The organism is Pseudarthrobacter sp. KH_020_B (assembly GCF_057840185.1).
In genome coordinates this window covers 2,104,496-2,121,719 of sequence record NZ_CM174506.1, presented here as the reverse complement: position 1 = coordinate 2,121,719, position 17,224 = coordinate 2,104,496, and the positions used below count along the sequence as shown (strand labels likewise).

At 63.9% G+C, this 17,224-nt stretch carries 15 protein-coding genes; 6 read left to right on the top strand and 9 right to left on the bottom strand.

The features are described from left to right. Nucleotides 1-280 precede the first annotated feature (280 nt). The 8 genes from AC3IT0_RS09745 to AC3IT0_RS09710 all read right to left on the bottom strand — a co-directional run bounded on the left by AC3IT0_RS09745 (nucleotide 281) and on the right by AC3IT0_RS09710 (nucleotide 7,783). Nucleotides 281-2,071, bottom strand: coding sequence for an FAD-dependent oxidoreductase (locus AC3IT0_RS09745; protein WP_489323487.1), 1,791 nt, complete (start codon nucleotides 2,069-2,071; stop codon nucleotides 281-283). Between the two features lie 22 nt (nucleotides 2,072-2,093). Beyond that, nucleotides 2,094-2,930 (bottom strand): aldo/keto reductase, encoded by an 837-nt coding sequence (locus AC3IT0_RS09740; protein WP_489323486.1) that lies wholly within the window; start codon nucleotides 2,928-2,930, stop codon nucleotides 2,094-2,096. Beyond that, nucleotides 2,927-3,568, bottom strand: coding sequence for a sugar phosphate isomerase/epimerase family protein (locus AC3IT0_RS09735; RefSeq protein WP_489323485.1), 642 nt, complete (start codon nucleotides 3,566-3,568; stop codon nucleotides 2,927-2,929). The genes AC3IT0_RS09740 and AC3IT0_RS09735 overlap by 4 nt, the downstream gene beginning before the upstream one ends. A 106-nt stretch (nucleotides 3,569-3,674) precedes the next feature. Beyond that, nucleotides 3,675-4,106, bottom strand: coding sequence for an oxidoreductase (locus AC3IT0_RS09730; RefSeq protein ID WP_489323484.1), 432 nt, complete (start codon nucleotides 4,104-4,106; stop codon nucleotides 3,675-3,677). A 4-nt stretch (nucleotides 4,107-4,110) separates the two neighbouring features. Continuing rightward, nucleotides 4,111-4,794: a Gfo/Idh/MocA family protein gene (locus tag AC3IT0_RS09725; RefSeq protein ID WP_489323762.1), complete on the bottom strand. Its 684-nt coding sequence runs from the start codon at nucleotides 4,792-4,794 to the stop codon at nucleotides 4,111-4,113. Further along, the gene (locus tag AC3IT0_RS09720) at nucleotides 4,794-5,252 is read right to left on the bottom strand and encodes a Gfo/Idh/MocA family protein (protein WP_489323483.1); all 459 of its coding nucleotides are present in this window, start codon (nucleotides 5,250-5,252) and stop codon (nucleotides 4,794-4,796) included. The genes AC3IT0_RS09725 and AC3IT0_RS09720 overlap by 1 nt, the downstream gene beginning before the upstream one ends. 113 nt (nucleotides 5,253-5,365) lie before the next feature. Continuing rightward, nucleotides 5,366-6,718 (bottom strand): MFS transporter, encoded by a 1,353-nt coding sequence (locus AC3IT0_RS09715; protein WP_489323482.1) that lies wholly within the window; start codon nucleotides 6,716-6,718, stop codon nucleotides 5,366-5,368. Nucleotides 6,719-6,979: 261 nt separating this feature from the next. Then, complete coding sequence (locus AC3IT0_RS09710; protein ID WP_489323481.1) at nucleotides 6,980-7,783, bottom strand: IclR family transcriptional regulator; 804 nt, start codon at nucleotides 7,781-7,783, stop codon at nucleotides 6,980-6,982. A 127-nt stretch (nucleotides 7,784-7,910) separates the two neighbouring features. On the opposite strand from AC3IT0_RS09710, the gene AC3IT0_RS09705 reads away from it, so the two are divergent. The 6 genes from AC3IT0_RS09705 (at nucleotide 7,911) to AC3IT0_RS09680 (ending at nucleotide 13,439) form a co-directional block, all read left to right on the top strand. Then, on the top strand, nucleotides 7,911-8,807 hold the full coding sequence (locus tag AC3IT0_RS09705; protein ID WP_489323480.1) for a LysR family transcriptional regulator: 897 nt from the start codon (nucleotides 7,911-7,913) through the stop codon (nucleotides 8,805-8,807). A gap of 188 nt (nucleotides 8,808-8,995) precedes the next feature. Further along, on the top strand, nucleotides 8,996-9,286 hold the full coding sequence (locus AC3IT0_RS09700) for a YciI family protein (RefSeq protein ID WP_489323479.1): 291 nt from the start codon (nucleotides 8,996-8,998) through the stop codon (nucleotides 9,284-9,286). Nucleotides 9,287-9,294: 8 nt separating this feature from the next. Further along, complete coding sequence (locus AC3IT0_RS09695) at nucleotides 9,295-9,429, top strand: hypothetical protein (RefSeq protein ID WP_489323478.1); 135 nt, start codon at nucleotides 9,295-9,297, stop codon at nucleotides 9,427-9,429. Nucleotides 9,430-9,453: 24 nt separating this feature from the next. Then, nucleotides 9,454-10,395 (top strand): zinc-binding dehydrogenase, encoded by a 942-nt coding sequence (locus AC3IT0_RS09690; RefSeq protein WP_489323761.1) that lies wholly within the window; start codon nucleotides 9,454-9,456, stop codon nucleotides 10,393-10,395. Continuing rightward, complete coding sequence (locus AC3IT0_RS09685; RefSeq protein ID WP_489323477.1) at nucleotides 10,392-12,059, top strand: FAD-dependent oxidoreductase; 1,668 nt, start codon at nucleotides 10,392-10,394, stop codon at nucleotides 12,057-12,059. Before AC3IT0_RS09690 ends, AC3IT0_RS09685 begins: the two co-directional genes overlap by 4 nt. Nucleotides 12,060-12,113: 54 nt before the next feature. Beyond that, entirely contained in the window at nucleotides 12,114-13,439 is a 1,326-nt protein-coding gene (locus AC3IT0_RS09680; protein WP_489323476.1) for an MFS transporter, read from the top strand. A gap of 1,713 nt (nucleotides 13,440-15,152) precedes the next feature. Here AC3IT0_RS09680 and AC3IT0_RS09675 read toward each other — a convergent pair. After that, nucleotides 15,153-16,475, bottom strand: coding sequence for an amino acid permease (locus AC3IT0_RS09675; protein ID WP_489323475.1), 1,323 nt, complete (start codon nucleotides 16,473-16,475; stop codon nucleotides 15,153-15,155). Between the last annotated feature and the right edge of the window lie 749 nt (nucleotides 16,476-17,224).

Below are 17,224 nucleotides of genomic sequence, written 5' to 3'. Positions count from 1 at the left end.
GATGGGGACTTTGAGTTCACCATCAAGACGCTCGCCGATTACGCTGCCATGAACATTGCCCCTCGCCTACGACAAATACGGACAGCACTCCATGCCCCTTGGCAGCCGGCCGGGACAACTACCCATCGTCGTCGACGGCCCTCGACGCGGCCACAGTTCTCCAACCCGAAACCGACGAATGAACCTTCAAGGAATCGACGTGGTCGACGTCGAACGCGGAACAATTCACTCGTTGCAGGGGGCCCTTCAGCTTGAGTGCGGAACCCGTGTCGGTGGCGGGTCAACTCCGACGGACCGGGAGTGGCCTTTCGGTTGCCTGCGATTCCGGGGATTCAGGCAGCGTCCCGTCGTCCTCATATGCCGTTGCAGCGGCCAGATCGCGGCCGGCGATATAGCCGAACGTGAGGGCAGGACCAAGATTGATGCCACCGGCGGGGTAATGGCCTCCCATGATGCTGGAGTGATCGTTCCCGGCGACGTACAGACCCGGAATGGGCTCGCCGTTTTCGGACAGCACCCTGCCGCGTCCGTCAGCGTCGAGGCCGGCGAAGGTCCCGAAGCTGCCCGGCACCACACGAACGGCATAGAAGGGCCCCTTCTCGAGCGGGCCGAGGGACGGGTTGGGCTTCTGGGTGGGATCGCCGCCGTAGCGGTTGAACGCGGTTCCGCCTCGTCCGAAATCGGGGTCGACTCCCTGGCGCGCGTTTTCGTTGAAGCGCGCCACCGTTTCCCGCAGGCCTGCCGGATCTATGCCGCACGCCTCGGCGAGTTCCTCGATCGTCTCGCCCTTCTTCAGGTATCCGGACCGGAGGTAGGGGAAGAGCGGCACGGGCAGGGGTTTAGCCATCCCCAGCGGGAACCTGCGGACGAACCTGCTGTCAGCGATCTGCCACGACTCAACCGTTTCACCCTCCGGGGTGGCGGCCAGCAGCCCTTCGACGTAGTCGTAGTATCCGTTCGCTTCGTTGACGAACCGTTTCCCGTCCTTGCGGACCCCGATGCTGCCCGGCTTGGCGCGGTCCATGATGTGCGGAAAAACGCCGGTGCGCCCGTTGCGGTACGGCACCAGCGAGACGGGGCACCAGGCGGCCGGGGACCTAACCGCAGTTTTGAAACGGGCCCCCACGGACTGGGCCAGGCTGATCCCGTCGCCGGTGGTTTCCTCCGGGGCGAGGGACCAGTGTTCGCGCCCGGTGGGGGTCTTGGGAAACAGTTCCTTGCGCCGCCGGAGGTCGTGCGGGAAACCACCGGTGGCCAGCACCACGCCGCGGGCAGCGCGAATGGTGACCTCGCCTTCCGGAGAGCTTACGACGGCGCCACTCACCTTTCCGTCGGTGTCGGTCAGCAGCGAGGTGGCCGGGCTGGAGACGCGGATCTCAACGCCAAGATCGTCAGCGGACTTCATCAGGCGGCCGGTGAGCGCCGTTCCGTTCACGAGCTGCATGTTCCGCCTGTGGGTCAGCAGGTCCAGGAGGTGGAGCCCGAAGCGCCACCCCGCGTGGAAGAGTCCCCTCGGGTTTCCCTGGGAAGCCGAGAGGAACTTGGCCAGGTCCGGTCCTGCCATGATGCCCATACCCAGGAACGACGTTTCGTACAGCTGGTGGCGGGATTTTGCCCTAAGCTCCGGCTTGAGATTCCTGGCGTTAAACGGCTTGGGGCCCACTGAACGGTTGCCGGTCCCAGCGCCTGGCTGGTCGCCGTAGATATCGTTGATTTTGGTCCCCGGCACAAACTGCAGCGACGTCTTGTTTTCGAAGAATCCCACCATGTGCGGGATCGCCTCATGAAACGCCTCAACTTTTTCCGCCTGGTAGTCAGCGCCGAGGACATGGCGAAGGTACGTGCGGAAGACTTCCTTGTCCTCGTTGACTCCTGCCGCCTTGGCGAAGGGACTGCCAGGGGTCCAGGCCCAGCCGCCGGACCAGGAGGTCGCCCCGCCGCAGACTGCGGCCTTTTCCACCACGATGACCTTAAGTCCGTGGTAGGCGGCGGTGACTGCTGCGGACAGCCCGCCGGCCCCTGAACCGACCACCAGCACGTCGCATTCGATGGTGTTCTTACTGTTATTCATCTGACTCTCCGTCGGTGTCATGTCAGTGGCCGTATTCGTCCGGGTTAAGGCGTGGCGGGAGGTTCCGGTCCAGGGCGTCAATGCCTGCCATCTGCTGGTCTGTCAGGCAGAACCCGAAGACATCCAGGTTCTGCTGCTGGCGTTGGTCGTCAGCGGATTTGGGGACCGCCACGCGGCCATGCTGAAGATGCCAGCGCAGCACCACCTGGCCAGGTGTTACACCCAGCTCGGCAGCCGGACCCACGATGGCCTGCGACTCCATAAATGCGCCGTTGCGGCCCAGTGGGCTGTAGGCCGCGGTGGCGATGCCATGCCGGCGGTGGAAGGCAATCTGTTCCCGTTGGCCGGTCTCGGGATCCAGCTGGATCTGGTTGAGGGCGATTTCGAGCCCGGCGCCCTGAACGTGGCGCAAGTGCTCCGCGGTGAAGTTGGATACCCCCCACGCGCGGATCCTGCCGTTGTCCACGAGTTGCTGGAGGCCTTCGCACGCCTCCACAAACCGGCCCTGCACGGGGTTTGGCCAATGCACCAGGAACAGGTCTAGGTAGTCCACACCTAATCTGCGGGCAGCAATTTCGAAGGCTTCCCCTACGCCGTCCCTGCTGTGCCATTCCTTATTGAATTTGGAGGTCAGGAAGATCTCATCACGGGCAACACCGCTGCGGCGGATACCCTCTCCCACGGCCCCTTCGTTGCCGTACTTTTCGGCGGTATCAATGTGGCGGTACCCGTGACCGATGGCCCGTGCCACAGCGTCCGCGGCTTCCTCACCCACCATCGGCCAGGTGCCCAGCCCGATCAGTGGAACGTGGACTCCCGGGGCGATCTCCGCCGTCGTACCGTGAAATAGGACGCTCATCGCGTCCTTGCTTTCTGGAGTTCGGCCGCCGATGCCAGGATAGCGTCAACACCGCTCTTGAGCATCCGCGCCCACCCTGCTTCGCCAAGTTCTGCAACCCGGCGGTCCGACGGCGTTTCCACACTCACGGGAAGACCTGCCGGAAGGGCCGCCACGAGCGCGGCGAGGTCGAATTCCCCCTCGCCGGGAACCTGCCGCTCCGAGCGCGATTCAAGGACCAGGCCCTCTCGGCCGGCAGGACGTTCGGCGGGGCCGTCGCACAGTTGCAGGAGCGGCACCTGCGCAGTGCAGGCTTCCAGTTCGTCCAGCGTGCCGCCAAAGCGGTTGAAGTGCAGCGAGTCCACCACGATCCAGCAGCCTGCCTGGCGCGCGCGTTCCGCGGCGTCCGGGATGGACCTGACCATCTGGTAGGAAATCGGTTCCAGCGTAGGGACTATGCCGAAGCCTCGTCCGTCCATGGTCAGCTGGGCCAAAGTGTCCCCGAAACGGGACGCGTCGGGGTCCGCGCAGGCCACTGTCAGGGTCCGGGCGCCCAGGACCTGCCCGGCTTCCATCATCTGCAGCCAGGCTTCCCGCTGGTTGCTGCCGTCCAGGAGCAGGAACTCGATGTCCTCAACGGTCACGCCCGTGTCCTGCATGCGTGAGAGCGTTTCCTTCAGATGTTGATGACGTCAAAGCCTGCGGCGACGGCACGGCGGGCGGCCTGGGCGTAGGCTGCAACCAATTCCAAGCAGCCCTTGCGTGTCAGTTCGTCCGGAACCTCGCCGCCGCCACGTCACACGGAACCGGTGAGGGTGCCACGTTCTTGAATCCCGACACTGCGGTCTGCGCGGTGCGGCCTCCGTGGTTAAGTTCGACGGCGGCCAGCGCACCTTCGGCGTGCAGGGCATCGGTGAGCCGCCGCAAGCCGGGAACCATCTCATCGGTATGGAGCCCCAGCTGGTGGGTCCGGCCCTTTCCGTCCGCCCGGACGAACGTCGCTTCCGTGGTGACCATCCCAAGCCCCGCACGGGCCCGGGTGACCAGGTAGTCGATGTACTGCTCCGTGATGAACCCTTCGGCGGTGCCATAGTTCCGCTCCATCGGTGCAGAAGCAAGCCGGTTCCGGAGGGTCACAGGGGTGCGGCCATTGCGTCCGAGGGTCAGGGGACGGGCTGCAAAATGTCCGGTGGTCATTCGCCTAGGCTCCAATTCCGGCCGAAGCCATGACGGGAATCTTTACCAACGACTCGTTCCCCGCTCGAGGGACGAAGCGGACAGGCTGGCCGGTCCGCGAGGATTCGTAGACTGCCAGGAGGATCCGCAGTGACTTCAGGGCATCCTTGCCCGTGATGGCAGGTTCCCCGCCAGATTCCAATGCCCGGACAAAGTCCTTCACCTGGCTCTTGTGGTGGGGAATCAGCTGGCCGTTGATGGTGGACAGGTCCACGTTCGGCTCCACACCTTCGGGGTGCACGGGTTCCTCGACGATCGTCCCGCCCACGGCCCACAGGTCCAGCCGGCCGTCGCTACCTTCGGGGAACTCTGTCAGCGATGCCGACGCCCCCGTTTCACCGGTAATCCTGAGCTGGATGCCGAGGTTCGGGGAGACTGCAGTGGAAGCTTCCACGGTGGCCATGGCCCCTGACGTGAAGGTAATGACTGCCGTGGCGGAGTCCTCCACTTCGATGTAGTCGCCATGCCGGAACGTGTTAACCCTGCCGTAGACCTCCGCGACATCGCCGAGGTACCACTGCAGCAGGTCGATCTGGTGCACGGCCTGGGACATAAGCACGCCGCCGCCGTCGGTCTCCCAGGTGCCGCGCCAGGCGTCACGGGAGTAGTAGTCCGGCTCCCTGTGCAGCATCACAGAGCACTGGGCCATTATCGCCCGGCCCAGCGTGCCGTCGTCGATCGCGGTCCGGATCCGTTGGGCCGCCGGCCAGAACCTGCGCTGGAACAGGACGCCCAGCTGGACCCCGGCTTTCTCGCAGGCGTCCACCATGCGTTCGGCGGCATCCAGCTTGGTGGCGATCGGCTTTCACAGAGGGCGTGGACTCCCGCCGCTGCCGCCTTCACCACCACTTCTTCGTGGGTGGGATGCGGAGTGCAGACGGAGATGATGTCCAGGTCAAGCGCCAGGAGCTCCTCCACGCTGGTGACGGTGTTGGGAATACCCCACGCCTCAGCAGTAGCCCGCGCGCGCGCCGGATCAACGTCGCAGACGCCCACGATCCGGACGTTATCCAACGCCCCGAAGGCCTCGAGGTGGTTGCGGGAGATGGCGCCGCAGCCCGCGATTCCTACATGGAAGATGCGGGGGGCTGCTGCTGAGGGGGTCATGGCGGTTCCAACTTTCGGTGCTGAGCGCAAAAGTGAGCGCTGTGTTGTGCTTCGCTTGCAAAGTGTGGCGGCTGGGCGCAGTGCGTCGAGCCCGTACTGCTGGAGGGCGCCGGCTATCGGCGGGGCTGGCCCAGTTCCTCAAGCGGGACGTTGTAGGTTTCGCGGGCGGTCATGATCGCGATGGACGACGCCAACAGGCAGACGACGGTGAAGCCTGCCACCGGGATCCAGCCGCCGGGCCCGGGCTGGGCCAGAAGGGTTGCGATCACGGGGGCGAACCCGGTGAGGATCAGGCCTACCTGGCTGCCGATCGCCATGCCGGAGTAGCGGACTGCGGCCGGGAACATCTCGGGGAAGAACACGGTCCACACCCCGTTCCAGCAGGAGTAGAACACGGACATGTTCAGGAAGCCGAAGAGGAAGGTCAGTGCCACGTTCTGCTCGCTGATGGCCCAGAAGTAGCCAAATGAGGTGATGGCGCATCCTGCGGCCCCCACCAGGAGCACCTTTTTGCGGCCGATCCGGTCCGAGAGACTACCGGCAAACGGGATGGTCACCATCGACAGGCCGATCGTCACTGCATTGACCGTGAGCATGAGGGTCCGGTCCAGGCCGACGGCCGGCCCGGTGGCGTAGGCCAACGCATAGACGGTGAACGTGGTCTGCATAACGGAGAACAGCATCACAACGGCGACGCGCAGGACATCCCGCCACTGGGTCCTGAGGACGGCGGCGGCGGGGATGGCGCGCGGTTTGTCATGTTCCAGGATTTCCTCGAAAACGGGCGGTTCTTCCAGCCTGGTGCGGATCCAGTACGCCACGCCCAGGACCACGACAGACAGCCAGAACGGGATGCGCCAGCCCCAGCTGAGCAGCTGGTCTTCGGGCAGGGCGGCCAGTGGGATGAACACCACCGTGGACAGGACCATGCCGGAGGCGTACCCGGTCATCACAAAGCTGGTGAAGAACCCGCGCCGGCCTTCCGGTGAGTGTTCCATGGTCAGCGTGGAGGCGCCGGCGGCCTCGGCCCCGGCGGAGAAGCCTTGCGCGAGGCGTCCCACCAGGAGCAGCGCGGTGGCCCAATAGCCGATCTGCCCGTAGGTGGGCAGGAAACCGATCCCGATCGACGCGACGCCCATGATCACCAGCGTGATCAGGAGCGCCTGCTTGCGGCCCAACTTGTCACCGAAATGGCTCATAACAACACCGCCCAGGGGGCGGGCAAGGTAGCCGACTCCGAAGGTTGCCATGGCTCCGAGCAGGGCAACCACTGGGTCCCCCGCAGGGAAGAAGATCTTGGGGAAGATCAGTGCTGCTGCTGTGCCGTAGATAAAAAAGTCGTAGTACTCCAAGGTGGATCCAAGATAGGACGCCAGGGCGGCCTTTTTCGGCATCTTGATGTGTTCGCCGGGTACTGTCGGATCGTTGCGAACGTCCGTGGGCGGGTGCTGGTGCACGTGTCCCATAGTGTCTCCTCATTGAGAGCGGCGGCCGGCACCGCCATGGTGCGGCCTGCCTGAAAGTTTCTGCCCGAGTTACGTTCGCTGGCTGGCGGCCGGTCAGCGCCACCTCCACATCCGTCGATGATGGAAAGCCTTCTGACGGTGTGTGCGTCAGGTCATAAGCGGTTGTTCCTCTTGAATCGACTGTAGGACGCAAATCACACCGCAGAGCCAGGCATCCCGTTGAACGAGATACCACTAGTTATCGGCGCTCGAGCCGCCCGGTCAGGCCCCTGGGGACTCCAGCCACGGCCTCGTCCCGTAAGGCCGGCGCTCGGCCCCCATGGTGCGTGACAGTCCGCGGCCCGCGGCCACCAGGACGGGCAGGATCAGGCTGGGATTCTCCTCGCGTGACGGGACCACGACGGCGATCGCACCGATCACCGAGTGGCCCTCGCCGAAGACGGGAACCGCATAGGCGGTGTTTTCAGCCACCAGCACGCCCGCCAGGCGCGCGTAGCCACGCTCCCGAATGAGGGCCAGCTGCTTCCGGAGGCGCAGCGGGTCCGTTTCGGTGGCCGGCGTCGTTTTTTGCAGGGGTCCCGCGAGGAAATGCTCCTGGACGTAGGCCGGCATATGGGCCATCATCGCCATACCGGAAGACGTGCTGTGGATATCGAGCCTGCCGGCGACTTCGGCCAGGTTCATCACGGTTCCGTGCCGGTCCAGGCGTTCCAGGTACAGCACGCTCCGGGAATCGACATCCGGCACGGACAGGGACACATGCTCACGAACTGCGGCATGGACACCCTCCAAAAACGGCAGCCCGCGCCGGCGGAATTCTTCGAGCGGGTTGCTGCGGGAGGCCAGTTCCCACATCCGCACACCAACGCCGTAGTCTCCGGACGCATCCCGCTCCAGGAGTCCGCTGGCCGCAAGATCATTGGCCAGCCGGTGGACGGTGCTGCTGGACATCCCGGTCAGGCGGACAAGTTCACGCAGCGGCAGGCGCGGGTGGCCCTTCGAGAAGGCCTCCATGATCTTCACTACGCGCTCGATGACGGACTCCCCCGATGCCGAGTTTGCCACGATGCCTCCTGCAGCTAGGACCGGAACAATGCCTTTGCCGGCCGGAATCCGCGGATCCCAGAACCAATATAGCCTTGCAGTATCACGGCCGGACGGCCGCGAGCGGGTGGGCGGCGAAGGAGTGCACGTGGAGTTCAGGCAGGTTGAGGCCTTCCTGGCGGTGGCCGAGGAACTGCACTTCTGCCGCGCCGCGGAACGGCTCCGGATGGCCCAGTCGCCCCTCAGCCAGACCATCAGGAAACTGGAGAAGAACCTCGGCGCCGCACTCTTCGAACGGAATACCCGCACCGTCGCCCTCACCAGCGCCGGGCACTCCTTCCTGCCCCACGCCAGGAAGATCCTCGAGGAAGTGGACCTCGGCCAGCGGGCAGTCCGCGCGGACGGCGGTACGGTCTACGGCCGGCTGAGCATCGGCTTTTCCGGTGCACTGAACCACCGCACCCTTCCGCCGCTGACCCGTGCACTGCGCCACCGCCACCCCCAGCTTGATGTCACGCTGCAGGGCGGGCTCCTGACCCAGGAAGCCCTGCAGCAGCTTGTCCACGGGCAACTGGATCTGGCGTTCATCGGTCTCCCGGTGGACGCACCTTCACTGGAAACCCGGGCCATTGCCAAAGAAGGGCTCGGCGCCACAGTCCCGGTGGACCATCCCCTGGCCGGCAAGGCTTCGATCGACTTGGCCGAGCTCGCAGGCGACACGTTCATCACCATGCCCGCCGCCCAGGGCTCCACCTTGCGGGAAACAACGGTGGCGGCCTGCAACGCCGCCGGCTTCCGGCCGCACATCGGCCAGGAGGTGGCTGACCCCTACACGGCGCTCTCCTTGGTGGCGGGGGGTGTCGGCGTCAGCCTCATGCCCGAGTCCATCGCCGGCATCATGCCTGGCGGCACCGTCTTCCTGCCGATCTCCGGGGGAACCATCCCCCTGTATTCGGGTCTGGCCTGGAATCCGTCCGCTATGTCCCCGGCCCTGAGGGTGGCGCTGGACGTCGCCCAGGAAATCCTGCCGACGCCTGCACAGTAATTCCCCACGCCAGACTGTGTGTCAAAAACACACAGTCCTTGATCAATTACGTATTGGACTTGTCCTAATAGTGCAGCCACCATTGAGCAGTGGGGGACGTAATCAATCCCACAGAACGATTCCGGACCCTTGGCTGGAAACCGGGTCGGAGTCTCCCAAGACCATCCACTCAATGATGAGGACTACCCATGGCCACGTTTGCCGTCACCTATGCCTACTCCGGTTCCAGTTCCGCCCAGCGGGATGAGACCCGCCCTGCCCATGTTGAATTTCTCGAGACCCAGTTCGACGGCGGCCGCCTACTCAAGAGCGGCCCGTTCGGACCGGAGGAAACACCGGGTGCCCTGCTGATCATTGCCGGCGAGTCCAGGGCCGACGTGGAAAACCTCATGGACCAGGACCCATTCCACCAGGCCGGCCTGATCCAGGAGCGGACTATCCGCCAATGGAACATCTTCTTCGACGCCGAAAAGAACTGAGGCCAGCCGTGATTTCCGCCCGCACCGTCGCCAAAGAAACCATCCACTACGACGAATCGGCCCACCCCGAACTTGTGGCGGGTCACGCCCTGGTCCGAGTCCACAACGTCACACTCTGCGGCACCGATCTTCACATCTGGTAGGACGATTACCCCACAGACCTTCCCATCGTCCAGGGCCACGAATTCTCCGGCGTTATCGAAGCTGTAGGGCCCAACGACGCCGGCATCCGTGTCGGCGACCGGGTAGCCGTCAGCCCCATGACCTACTGCGGGGAATGCCGGCAGTGCCGCATGGGGCGTCCCAACGTTTGCCGGAACATCGGCTGCATCGGCTGCTATTCCGACGGCGCGCTGGTGGAAGTACTCAGTGTGCCGCTGGGGAAGCTGTGCCCTGTCCCCGCAGCCCTCCCCCTGGACCTGGCCGCGATGGGTGAGCCCACCTCCATCGCCATGCAGGCCGTGAATCGCGGGCGCCCCGCCACCGGCGAAGTTGCCCTGGTGCTAGGGAGCGGACCCATCGGCCTGCTCGCCGCCCTCTACCTGACCGACCTCGGAGTGCAGGTAATCTGCGCAGACACCGAAGCTGACCGGCTGGAGCTTGCCACCGGGTTCGGCGCCGTGGACACCCTTCTGGTGACCCCCGGCGCCCCTTTCCCCGATGCAGACCAGGCATCCCGTCTCGCCGCGTTGACCGATGGCTATGGCCCGCAACTCGTCATCGAGGCCACCGGTGTTCCCTCCTCACTGGAAAATGCCATCAGGCTGGTTGCCAGCGCCGGCAGGATCGTCCAGGTGGGGATCTCTCCCCGGCAGGCCGCCGTCTCTATGAAAGACCTCCCGTTCAAGGAACTCGACCTCTTGGGCAGCCGCAACAGCCTCAATCTCATCCCGGACGGTCTCGCCTTGCTGGCGAAGTACCCGCACCAGGCCCGGGCTCTTATGACTCACCGATTCGCCTTCGAGGATCTTCAGCAGGCCTTCCGGCTGATGCAGGACCGCACGGAAAGAGTCGGCAAGATCGTCATTGCGATGCCAGCCGCACAGCAGGCAAGATCTGCTTCGCAAGGCACCGCAGCCGTGCCTGTAGGTGCAGGATCGCGGCCATGAACGGCGTCCCGGGAACGATCCTTACTCCTGCAGCCCGACTGTCGGGCGCCTGCGACGTGGTGGTGGTGGGCACCGGGGCGGCCGGACTCGTGGCAGCCGTCCGGGCGGCAGACGCCGGACTGTCCGTCGTCGTCGTCGAAAAGGCGGCACTGCTGGGCGGAACCACGGCGGCCGGCGGCGGCGTGATGTGGGCGCCGAACAACCATCTGGCCCGGGCCGGTGGCTATACCGACAGCCATGCCGACGGCGTCGCCTACCTTACCGAGGCGGCCGGGCACGTGCTCAGCGCGGAGGAGATCGATTGGTACGTGGCCACGGCGCCTCGGGCAGTCAGCTACCTGAACGAGCGCACCAAGGTGTCCATGGTTCCTATCTCCCGCCCGGATTACCACCTGGAATGGAAAGGCTCCGCACCCGGCGGCCGTGGGCTGGACAACAGCCCCTTTGATCCCGCCGACCATCCGGGCCTGTCAGACCTGATCCGGCCGTCGTCGTACTTTCCCCTGCTCACCATGACCGAACGGGACAACCTGAACGGCCGCGCCGCGGACCCGGCCTTGCTGGCCGGGCGCGCCGCGACGGGCGTCAGGACCATGGGCGGCGCACTGGTAGGCAGCCTGCTGGCCAGCGCACTGGACCGCGGAGTGCAGCTTGCCGTCAATTCCCCGGTGGAGGGCCTCGAAGAGACGGAAGGAAAATGGGCCGTTGACCTTGGCGGCCAGGCCGCCGGGAAACGGATCATTGCTGCAGCCGTGGTGCTTGCCTCCGGCGGATTCGAATGGAACCCCAGGCTCCGCAAAGCATTTATCCCCTTCCCCGTGACACCCATCGGCGCCCCCTCCAATGAAGGTGATGGACTGGAGCTCGGGCTGAAGGCCGGGGCCACCGTCGCGGACATGTCCGCCGTCTGGGGTGTGCCGGTGATTTCGACGCCGGAGCAGCAGTACGACGGCGGGCAATCCGGCCGCATGGGCAACGTGGAAATGACCCTCCCCGGATCCATCACCGTCAATGCCACGGGGCGCCGGTTCGTCAACGAGGCACTCAACTATCACGACGCCAGCCGGGTCTTCGCCTCCATCGATCCGCAGACCGGCCAGCAGGCCAACAACCCGGCCTGGCTGGTCTTCGATGCCGCCTACCTGGCGAAGTACCCCGTGGCCGGGTCCACGCCGGGGCAGCCTGCGAAGTGGATGGCAAGCGCAGCCACGATGGAAGAGCTGGCACAGGCCATCGGCGTCGATCCCGACGGGCTGACCTCAACGGTCCGAAGGTTCAACGCCGACGTCGGCACCGGCGTGGACACGGAGTTCCAGCGAGGTGCCACACCGCAGGACCGGTTCCTCGGCGACGCCGAAAACACGCCCAACCCGTGCCTGGCGCCGCTCCTCAAGGCTCCGTTCTACGCCGTGCCCATCCACGCCGGCGTGCTGGGCACCTCCGGTGGCCTCTCGACGGATCTCGATGGCCGGGTCCTGGACCGACACCAGCAGCCGATACGACGGCTTTACGCGGCAGGCAACGTGTCGGCCGGCGTCTTCCGGAACAACTACCCTGGCGGCGGCGCGACCCTCGGCTCGGCCATCACCCGGGCCTTCGCCGTCGGTGAACATCTTGCTGCCACCCTCGTTCCTTCCGCGCTGCCGCTGCCCGCTCGTGCCTGAGCAGCCTGCCCTATCTCCCAGCCTGAACTTCCTTACCCACAACCAGGGGCAACAATGTCAATGGAGACTTTGCCCGCCGTCGGTGCGGCAGCGCGCCGTCGTACCCCCAACCAGGCCAAACGCGCGGCCGCGGCCGCCTACCTCGGCGGAACACTGGAGTACTACGACTACTTCATTTACGCCTCCGCCGCGGCGTTGGTCTTCGGACGGATCTTCTTCCCCACGGCGGGAGGCGCAGCTACGCTGGCTTCCCTCGCAACTTTCGGCGTGGCCTATGTGGCACGGCCGTTCGGAGCCATCATCCTGGGCCACTTCGGCGACAAACTGGGACGTAAAAACGTCCTGGTGTTCACCTTGGTGCTGATGGGCGCATCGACGTTCCTGATCGGCTGCCTGCCGGACTTCAACACCATTGGCATCTGGGCCCCCATCCTGCTGGTGGTCCTGCGTATCTGTCAGGGCCTTTCGGCCGGCGGCGAGACGGCAGGTGCCAGCACCCTGACCATCGAACAGGCCCCGGAAGGCCGCCGCGGCCTCTACGGTTCGTGGGCGCTTAACGGCATCGTCACGGGCCTGATCCTTGCCAGCCTCGTGTTTCTCCCCATCGCCGCGCTGCCGGAGAAGGACCTCCTGAGCTGGGGCTGGCGCGTCCCGTTCTGGTCTTCACTGGCGGTGTTGGTTTTGGCTTATGTGATCCGCCGGACCCTACAGGAACCGGAGATCTTTGAAGAAGCCAAGGAAAACCATGAGACCGCCAAACTGCCGCTGGTCACCGTCGTCAGGGACCACGGCTGGGATGTGGTCAGGGTCGGCTTCGCCTCATTGTTCACCGTTGCCAACACCATAGTCACGGTCTTTGCTCTGGCCTTCGCCACGCAGACGGTTGGAATCCCAACGGCGGCCATGCTGTGGGTGACCATCGGCACCAACGTGGCCGCTCTACTCACGCAACCCCTTACCGCAGCGCTGTCCGACAGAATCGGCCGCAAGCCGGTGTTCATTACGGGCTGCCTCGGCAGCGCCGTGGGTATCTTCTTTTACTTCCAGGCCATTTCAACCGGCAATTTTACGCTCATCCTTCTTGCGGGTCTGGTGACGACTTCCCTGTTCTACAGCGCGGCCAACGGCCTCTACCCGGCTTTCTTCTCCGAGATGTTCGACGTCAAGGTGCGCTACACCGGAGTCGCCATCGGCCTGCAGCTCGGCCTCCTCATCGCAGGCTTCAGTCCGGCCATCGCCACCTGGCTCAACGGAGGAGACAAATCCAACTGGATTCCCGTGGCAGCCTTCACAGCCGTAGTTTGCGTGCTGGCTGCCATCGCCGCCGCTACTGCCAAAGAAACGTTCCGCACGCCCCTTCACCTACTCGGTCGCAAGTAGCGAATCGAAGAGCCGACGACGGCGGGACAACCGCCGTCGTCGGCAACAGCGGGTGCGCTCCCCGGCGGATAGGCACGGAGTGGAATACCGAAGACCTGGCCGGAAAGATCAGGTTCAGTTTGCCGGTTCGGTCCCGGTTGGCTTGGAAAATATTTGTCGGCCGTGGTGTTTTGTCCCTGCTCCCTGGCGACTTTGGTGAGGTTGCCACCGCTAACCACGTCGTAGAGCTTGAAGCCCTATACCCCGTGAACTCGGTAACCGGGACGACGTTCAGATCTGTCCCCGGTGGATGGATTTCGGACGCGTCCTAGCCGAAGACTTGAGGCATCAGGTGGACAGCGCGGGCCGTGAAGCACCCCCGGGAAACCTGATGGCCGCAGTCGCCGATAACCCCAAGCTCCCCCGCCCTGAAGGTTGCCGGCGGCGACAATGCCCCCGGCACTGTCGAGCACCCGCCACAGTGTCGTCGCTTCCAACACGTCCCGAAGCCGGCAAGCGTGAAGTCCCGGCCAACGACGTCGTTCGCTCTGTGCTGCTGCCACTACGCCACGGAGGTTCTGCAGGTGATGGTGTCTGGCTGTCCCAATGCCACAAGGTTAGCCATGGCCGATTCCTGCTGCCACTGACTGGCTCCGCGGGGATGACCGGGGATTATTCAAGCGGACCCATGCCGGACCTTTCAGGTTTCACGCCGCACCCGGACGGTGGCTGATCCGCGACTCCGTCTTCGGCGTCATGGACTCCCTGGTCAAACGCTTCGGACCCCGGCCCGCCGGCACCCCGCGCCGCACGGCCGGGACATCAGCGGCCTGGAATGGGCCCGCACCCGCTTCGAGGTCATCCTTGCGCCAGGGTGTGCACATTGTGCACACCCTGTTTTGGCTCGGCGGCCACGTGTGGACACTGTCCACACCCCTTGGGTCGGACAAACGGCGCCAAGCCCTCCCCTTGCGGCAACAGAAAGAGGCCAACCGAAGAGAATGATACTCAATAAAATTCCGTCAAGTCATGTCCTCACCTCACGCTGGGACATGAATAGGTGAAGGCCAACCACGGCCACCAAAAAGGTTAGAAAGGAGACCCAATCACCCCAGATCCCAGCAGGCGGAGGGCCACGAGCCAGGGCTCTGAACCCGCCACCCCACATAATTTCATAGGCGAGTGCGGCGCCAGGCACAGTCCGCGGCCGGTGTCAGAGGGGCCCGCGGAGGGTCAATGTGCACGCATTAAATGCAAGACCCCCTCTGACCAGGGAAAACACTGTGCCCGAGGTGGGGCTCGAACTGCATTCCAGCCTTGCCACCAATGGGAAGTCCCACAAACACGCGGAATCCGAGCCAGTCCGGCCGGTGTTCGACCCAGTCCGAAGCGAAAAGTGTGGACATTGTCCACACCCCAAGAACCTCCCCGTAGCTTGCATTGAAAGCATCAGCGTCGTCACCCGTACAGGAGGAATCAGTTCCGCTTCGGACCGAAAACTCAAAACAAAGGTCCAGGTCGCCGGGTGTCGCTGCCCTGACTAAAGGAATTACATCCCCTCGCTCAGCTGCAGCCCGTATTCCTATCAGGAGGCAAAGAGTCCGTCGGGGAGGACCCCGACGGACTCTCAGCGATTCGATGCTGCCCACGCGCACGACTCTCGCTACCGCCGAGTCTCCGCTTGCACCTTAGAGCTGGCATCCATGCTGTTAATATTTTGCCCTAATCCGTGCATCAGTGAGGGGTCGTGATGTGGACCCTCGTGAGCGCTCGTCGTCGTACGAAGGGGTAGACGACCAGCAGCACAGCAAGAGCAGAGAGACTCAGCCACACCTGCGGGGCGTTGGCTGGATTGGTTGCCATCAGGACAACGATGAAGACGACAGCTGCAAGCACAACGATGTTGAGCCAAGGGTGTAGCCACATTTTGAGCTCCAAGGTGGCCCGCTCAGCCGGACTCATTCGGTTGCGTAACCGCCACTGTGTCAAGGCCACGAACGCGTAGACAAACATGGCCACGCAACCGGCCGAATTCATGATGAAGTCGAAGATCACCTTTGGAGCGACGTAATTTGCAGCGATCGCAATGTAGCCGACCACGGTAGAGAGGAGAATGGCCTTCCAGGGCACACCGGACCGGTTGCGGTCCTCAACCCAGCGGGGCGCATAGCCGTGCTTTGAGAGCGCGAATAGCATTCGAGATCCGGAGTACAACCCTGAGTTGAGAACAGACAACGCAGCAGTCAGTACCACTGCATTCATCACTTGGTCGGCTGCTGGCAGACCAAAGAGGCCAAAGGCGAAGGCGAAGGGGCTCGTCTGGGTAGGCAGTTCGTCCCAGGGAACAATCATAAGTAGTAGTGCGATCGAGCCAACGTAGAAGAAAAGAATTCGCCAAACAATGGTGTTTGTGGCTTTAGCGACCGATTTCGCAGGCTGCTCTGATTCCGCTGCGGCCATTGTGACGATCTCAGTTCCGAAGTAGCTGAATATCACCACGGTGACACCGTTGAAGACCGCCGTCCATCCGTTGGGCATGAAGCCGTGAGAGGTCAGGTTAGTGATGGAGCCCGTGGAGTTTGGCAGCAAACCGAGGACGTAGAGCGTACCGAAGATCAGAAAAACAATGATGGTTGATACTTTTATGGACGCTAGCCAGAACTCCGTCTCGCCGAAGGAACGCAACGACAGAAGGTTGGTCATGGTCAGAATCAGCATGCCCGCGAGTGCAAAACTCCAGTCCGGCACGATGGGAATCCATTCGTGGAGGATCCGGCCTACAATTACCGCTTCGAAGGCGACGACGCCCACCCAGAAGTACCAATAGAGCCAGCCGATCGTGAATCCGGCCCACTCCCCCAGCCCCTCACGGGCATACTCCATAAAAGAACCGACGATAGGTCGGTTTGTTGACATCTCGCCCAGCATACGCATGACGAGGATGACTAGGATTCCGCCGAGCGCGTATGAGAGCAGCGCTGCGGGGCCTACTGAACGGATCACCGTTCCCGACCCTACGAAAAGGCTTGCGCCGATGATGCCGCCGAGAGCGATCATAGTGAGATGCCGTGGACGGAGGGATCCCCCGTGGGCCGAAGCCGTCGTCGATGTGTCCCTTTTTCCCGGCGTGCGGGCGGGCGTGGCAAGTGTCGCAGGATCCTGCATACGGGTCTCCATTCCTGGGTTGAAGTATGTGTGATGTGACGCACAACCGATGTAAGTGTGCGGGACGGGAGGTTGGAAGGCCTTAGATGAATCGTCCAGAAAGGGGGTTCCTGACTATGCAGACTGACCGCCGGAGGGCACTCGGCCGCAGGGCGTTGCCCTCCCGCTCAAAGACGCGGGGCCCGTGGGGCCTGCTGGCTGTTCATTCAGTCGGGCGAGGGACCGCTGACGATAAGGCCAAACCTGCGGACCGGGCTTCGGAGTTGCCCTGTTCATGAACAGGGCTTTGCCAGATTGCCGGCTGCCGATCGCCCAGCGGATGCCGCCCATGCTCAGGCATGCCGACCAGCCGGCTCTCGTTCTTGCTCTTTACGAGCGTTATGCGTTTCATGGACTTCCTTGTCTGTGAGGTGCGCGTGATCCCGCATGGACTGTTATGTGGTTGAGGGCTAGCTCTGCTAGTTCCGGATGCGGGCTCGCCGCGAGGGATCAACTTCGTAAACGAGTTCCCACCGCGCCTGCGCCCCCTCAAATGGGGGCATGATTTCTCCCCGCTGAAGGTAGCGGAATGGTTGCGGGTCGCCTTCGGGTCGCCACCAACCACTGGTGGGGGCGTGGTGACCCGTAACCGCTCTAACATC

Excerpts from the sequence above, each read along its gene's own strand:
- AC3IT0_RS09730 (WP_489323484.1), bottom strand. The coding sequence starts at position 4,106 with ATGACCACCGGACATTTTGCAGCCCGTCCCCTGACCCTCGGACGCAAT.
- AC3IT0_RS09715 (WP_489323482.1), bottom strand. The coding sequence starts at position 6,718 with ATGGGACACGTGCACCAGCACCCGCCCACGGACGTTCGCAACGATCCG.
- AC3IT0_RS09680 (WP_489323476.1), top strand. The coding sequence starts at position 12,114 with ATGTCAATGGAGACTTTGCCCGCCGTCGGTGCGGCAGCGCGCCGTCGT.
- AC3IT0_RS09700 (WP_489323479.1), top strand. The coding sequence starts at position 8,996 with ATGGCCACGTTTGCCGTCACCTATGCCTACTCCGGTTCCAGTTCCGCC.
- AC3IT0_RS09675 (WP_489323475.1), bottom strand. The coding sequence starts at position 16,475 with ATGATCGCTCTCGGCGGCATCATCGGCGCAAGCCTTTTCGTAGGGTCG.
- AC3IT0_RS09720 (WP_489323483.1), bottom strand. The coding sequence starts at position 5,252 with ATGACCCCCTCAGCAGCAGCCCCCCGCATCTTCCATGTAGGAATCGCG.
- AC3IT0_RS09725 (WP_489323762.1), bottom strand. The coding sequence starts at position 4,794 with ATGGCCCAGTGCTCTGTGATGCTGCACAGGGAGCCGGACTACTACTCC.
- AC3IT0_RS09745 (WP_489323487.1), bottom strand. The coding sequence starts at position 2,071 with ATGAATAACAGTAAGAACACCATCGAATGCGACGTGCTGGTGGTCGGT.
- AC3IT0_RS09685 (WP_489323477.1), top strand. The coding sequence starts at position 10,392 with ATGAACGGCGTCCCGGGAACGATCCTTACTCCTGCAGCCCGACTGTCG.
- AC3IT0_RS09735 (WP_489323485.1), bottom strand. The coding sequence starts at position 3,568 with ATGCAGGACACGGGCGTGACCGTTGAGGACATCGAGTTCCTGCTCCTG.
- AC3IT0_RS09740 (WP_489323486.1), bottom strand. The coding sequence starts at position 2,930 with ATGAGCGTCCTATTTCACGGTACGACGGCGGAGATCGCCCCGGGAGTC.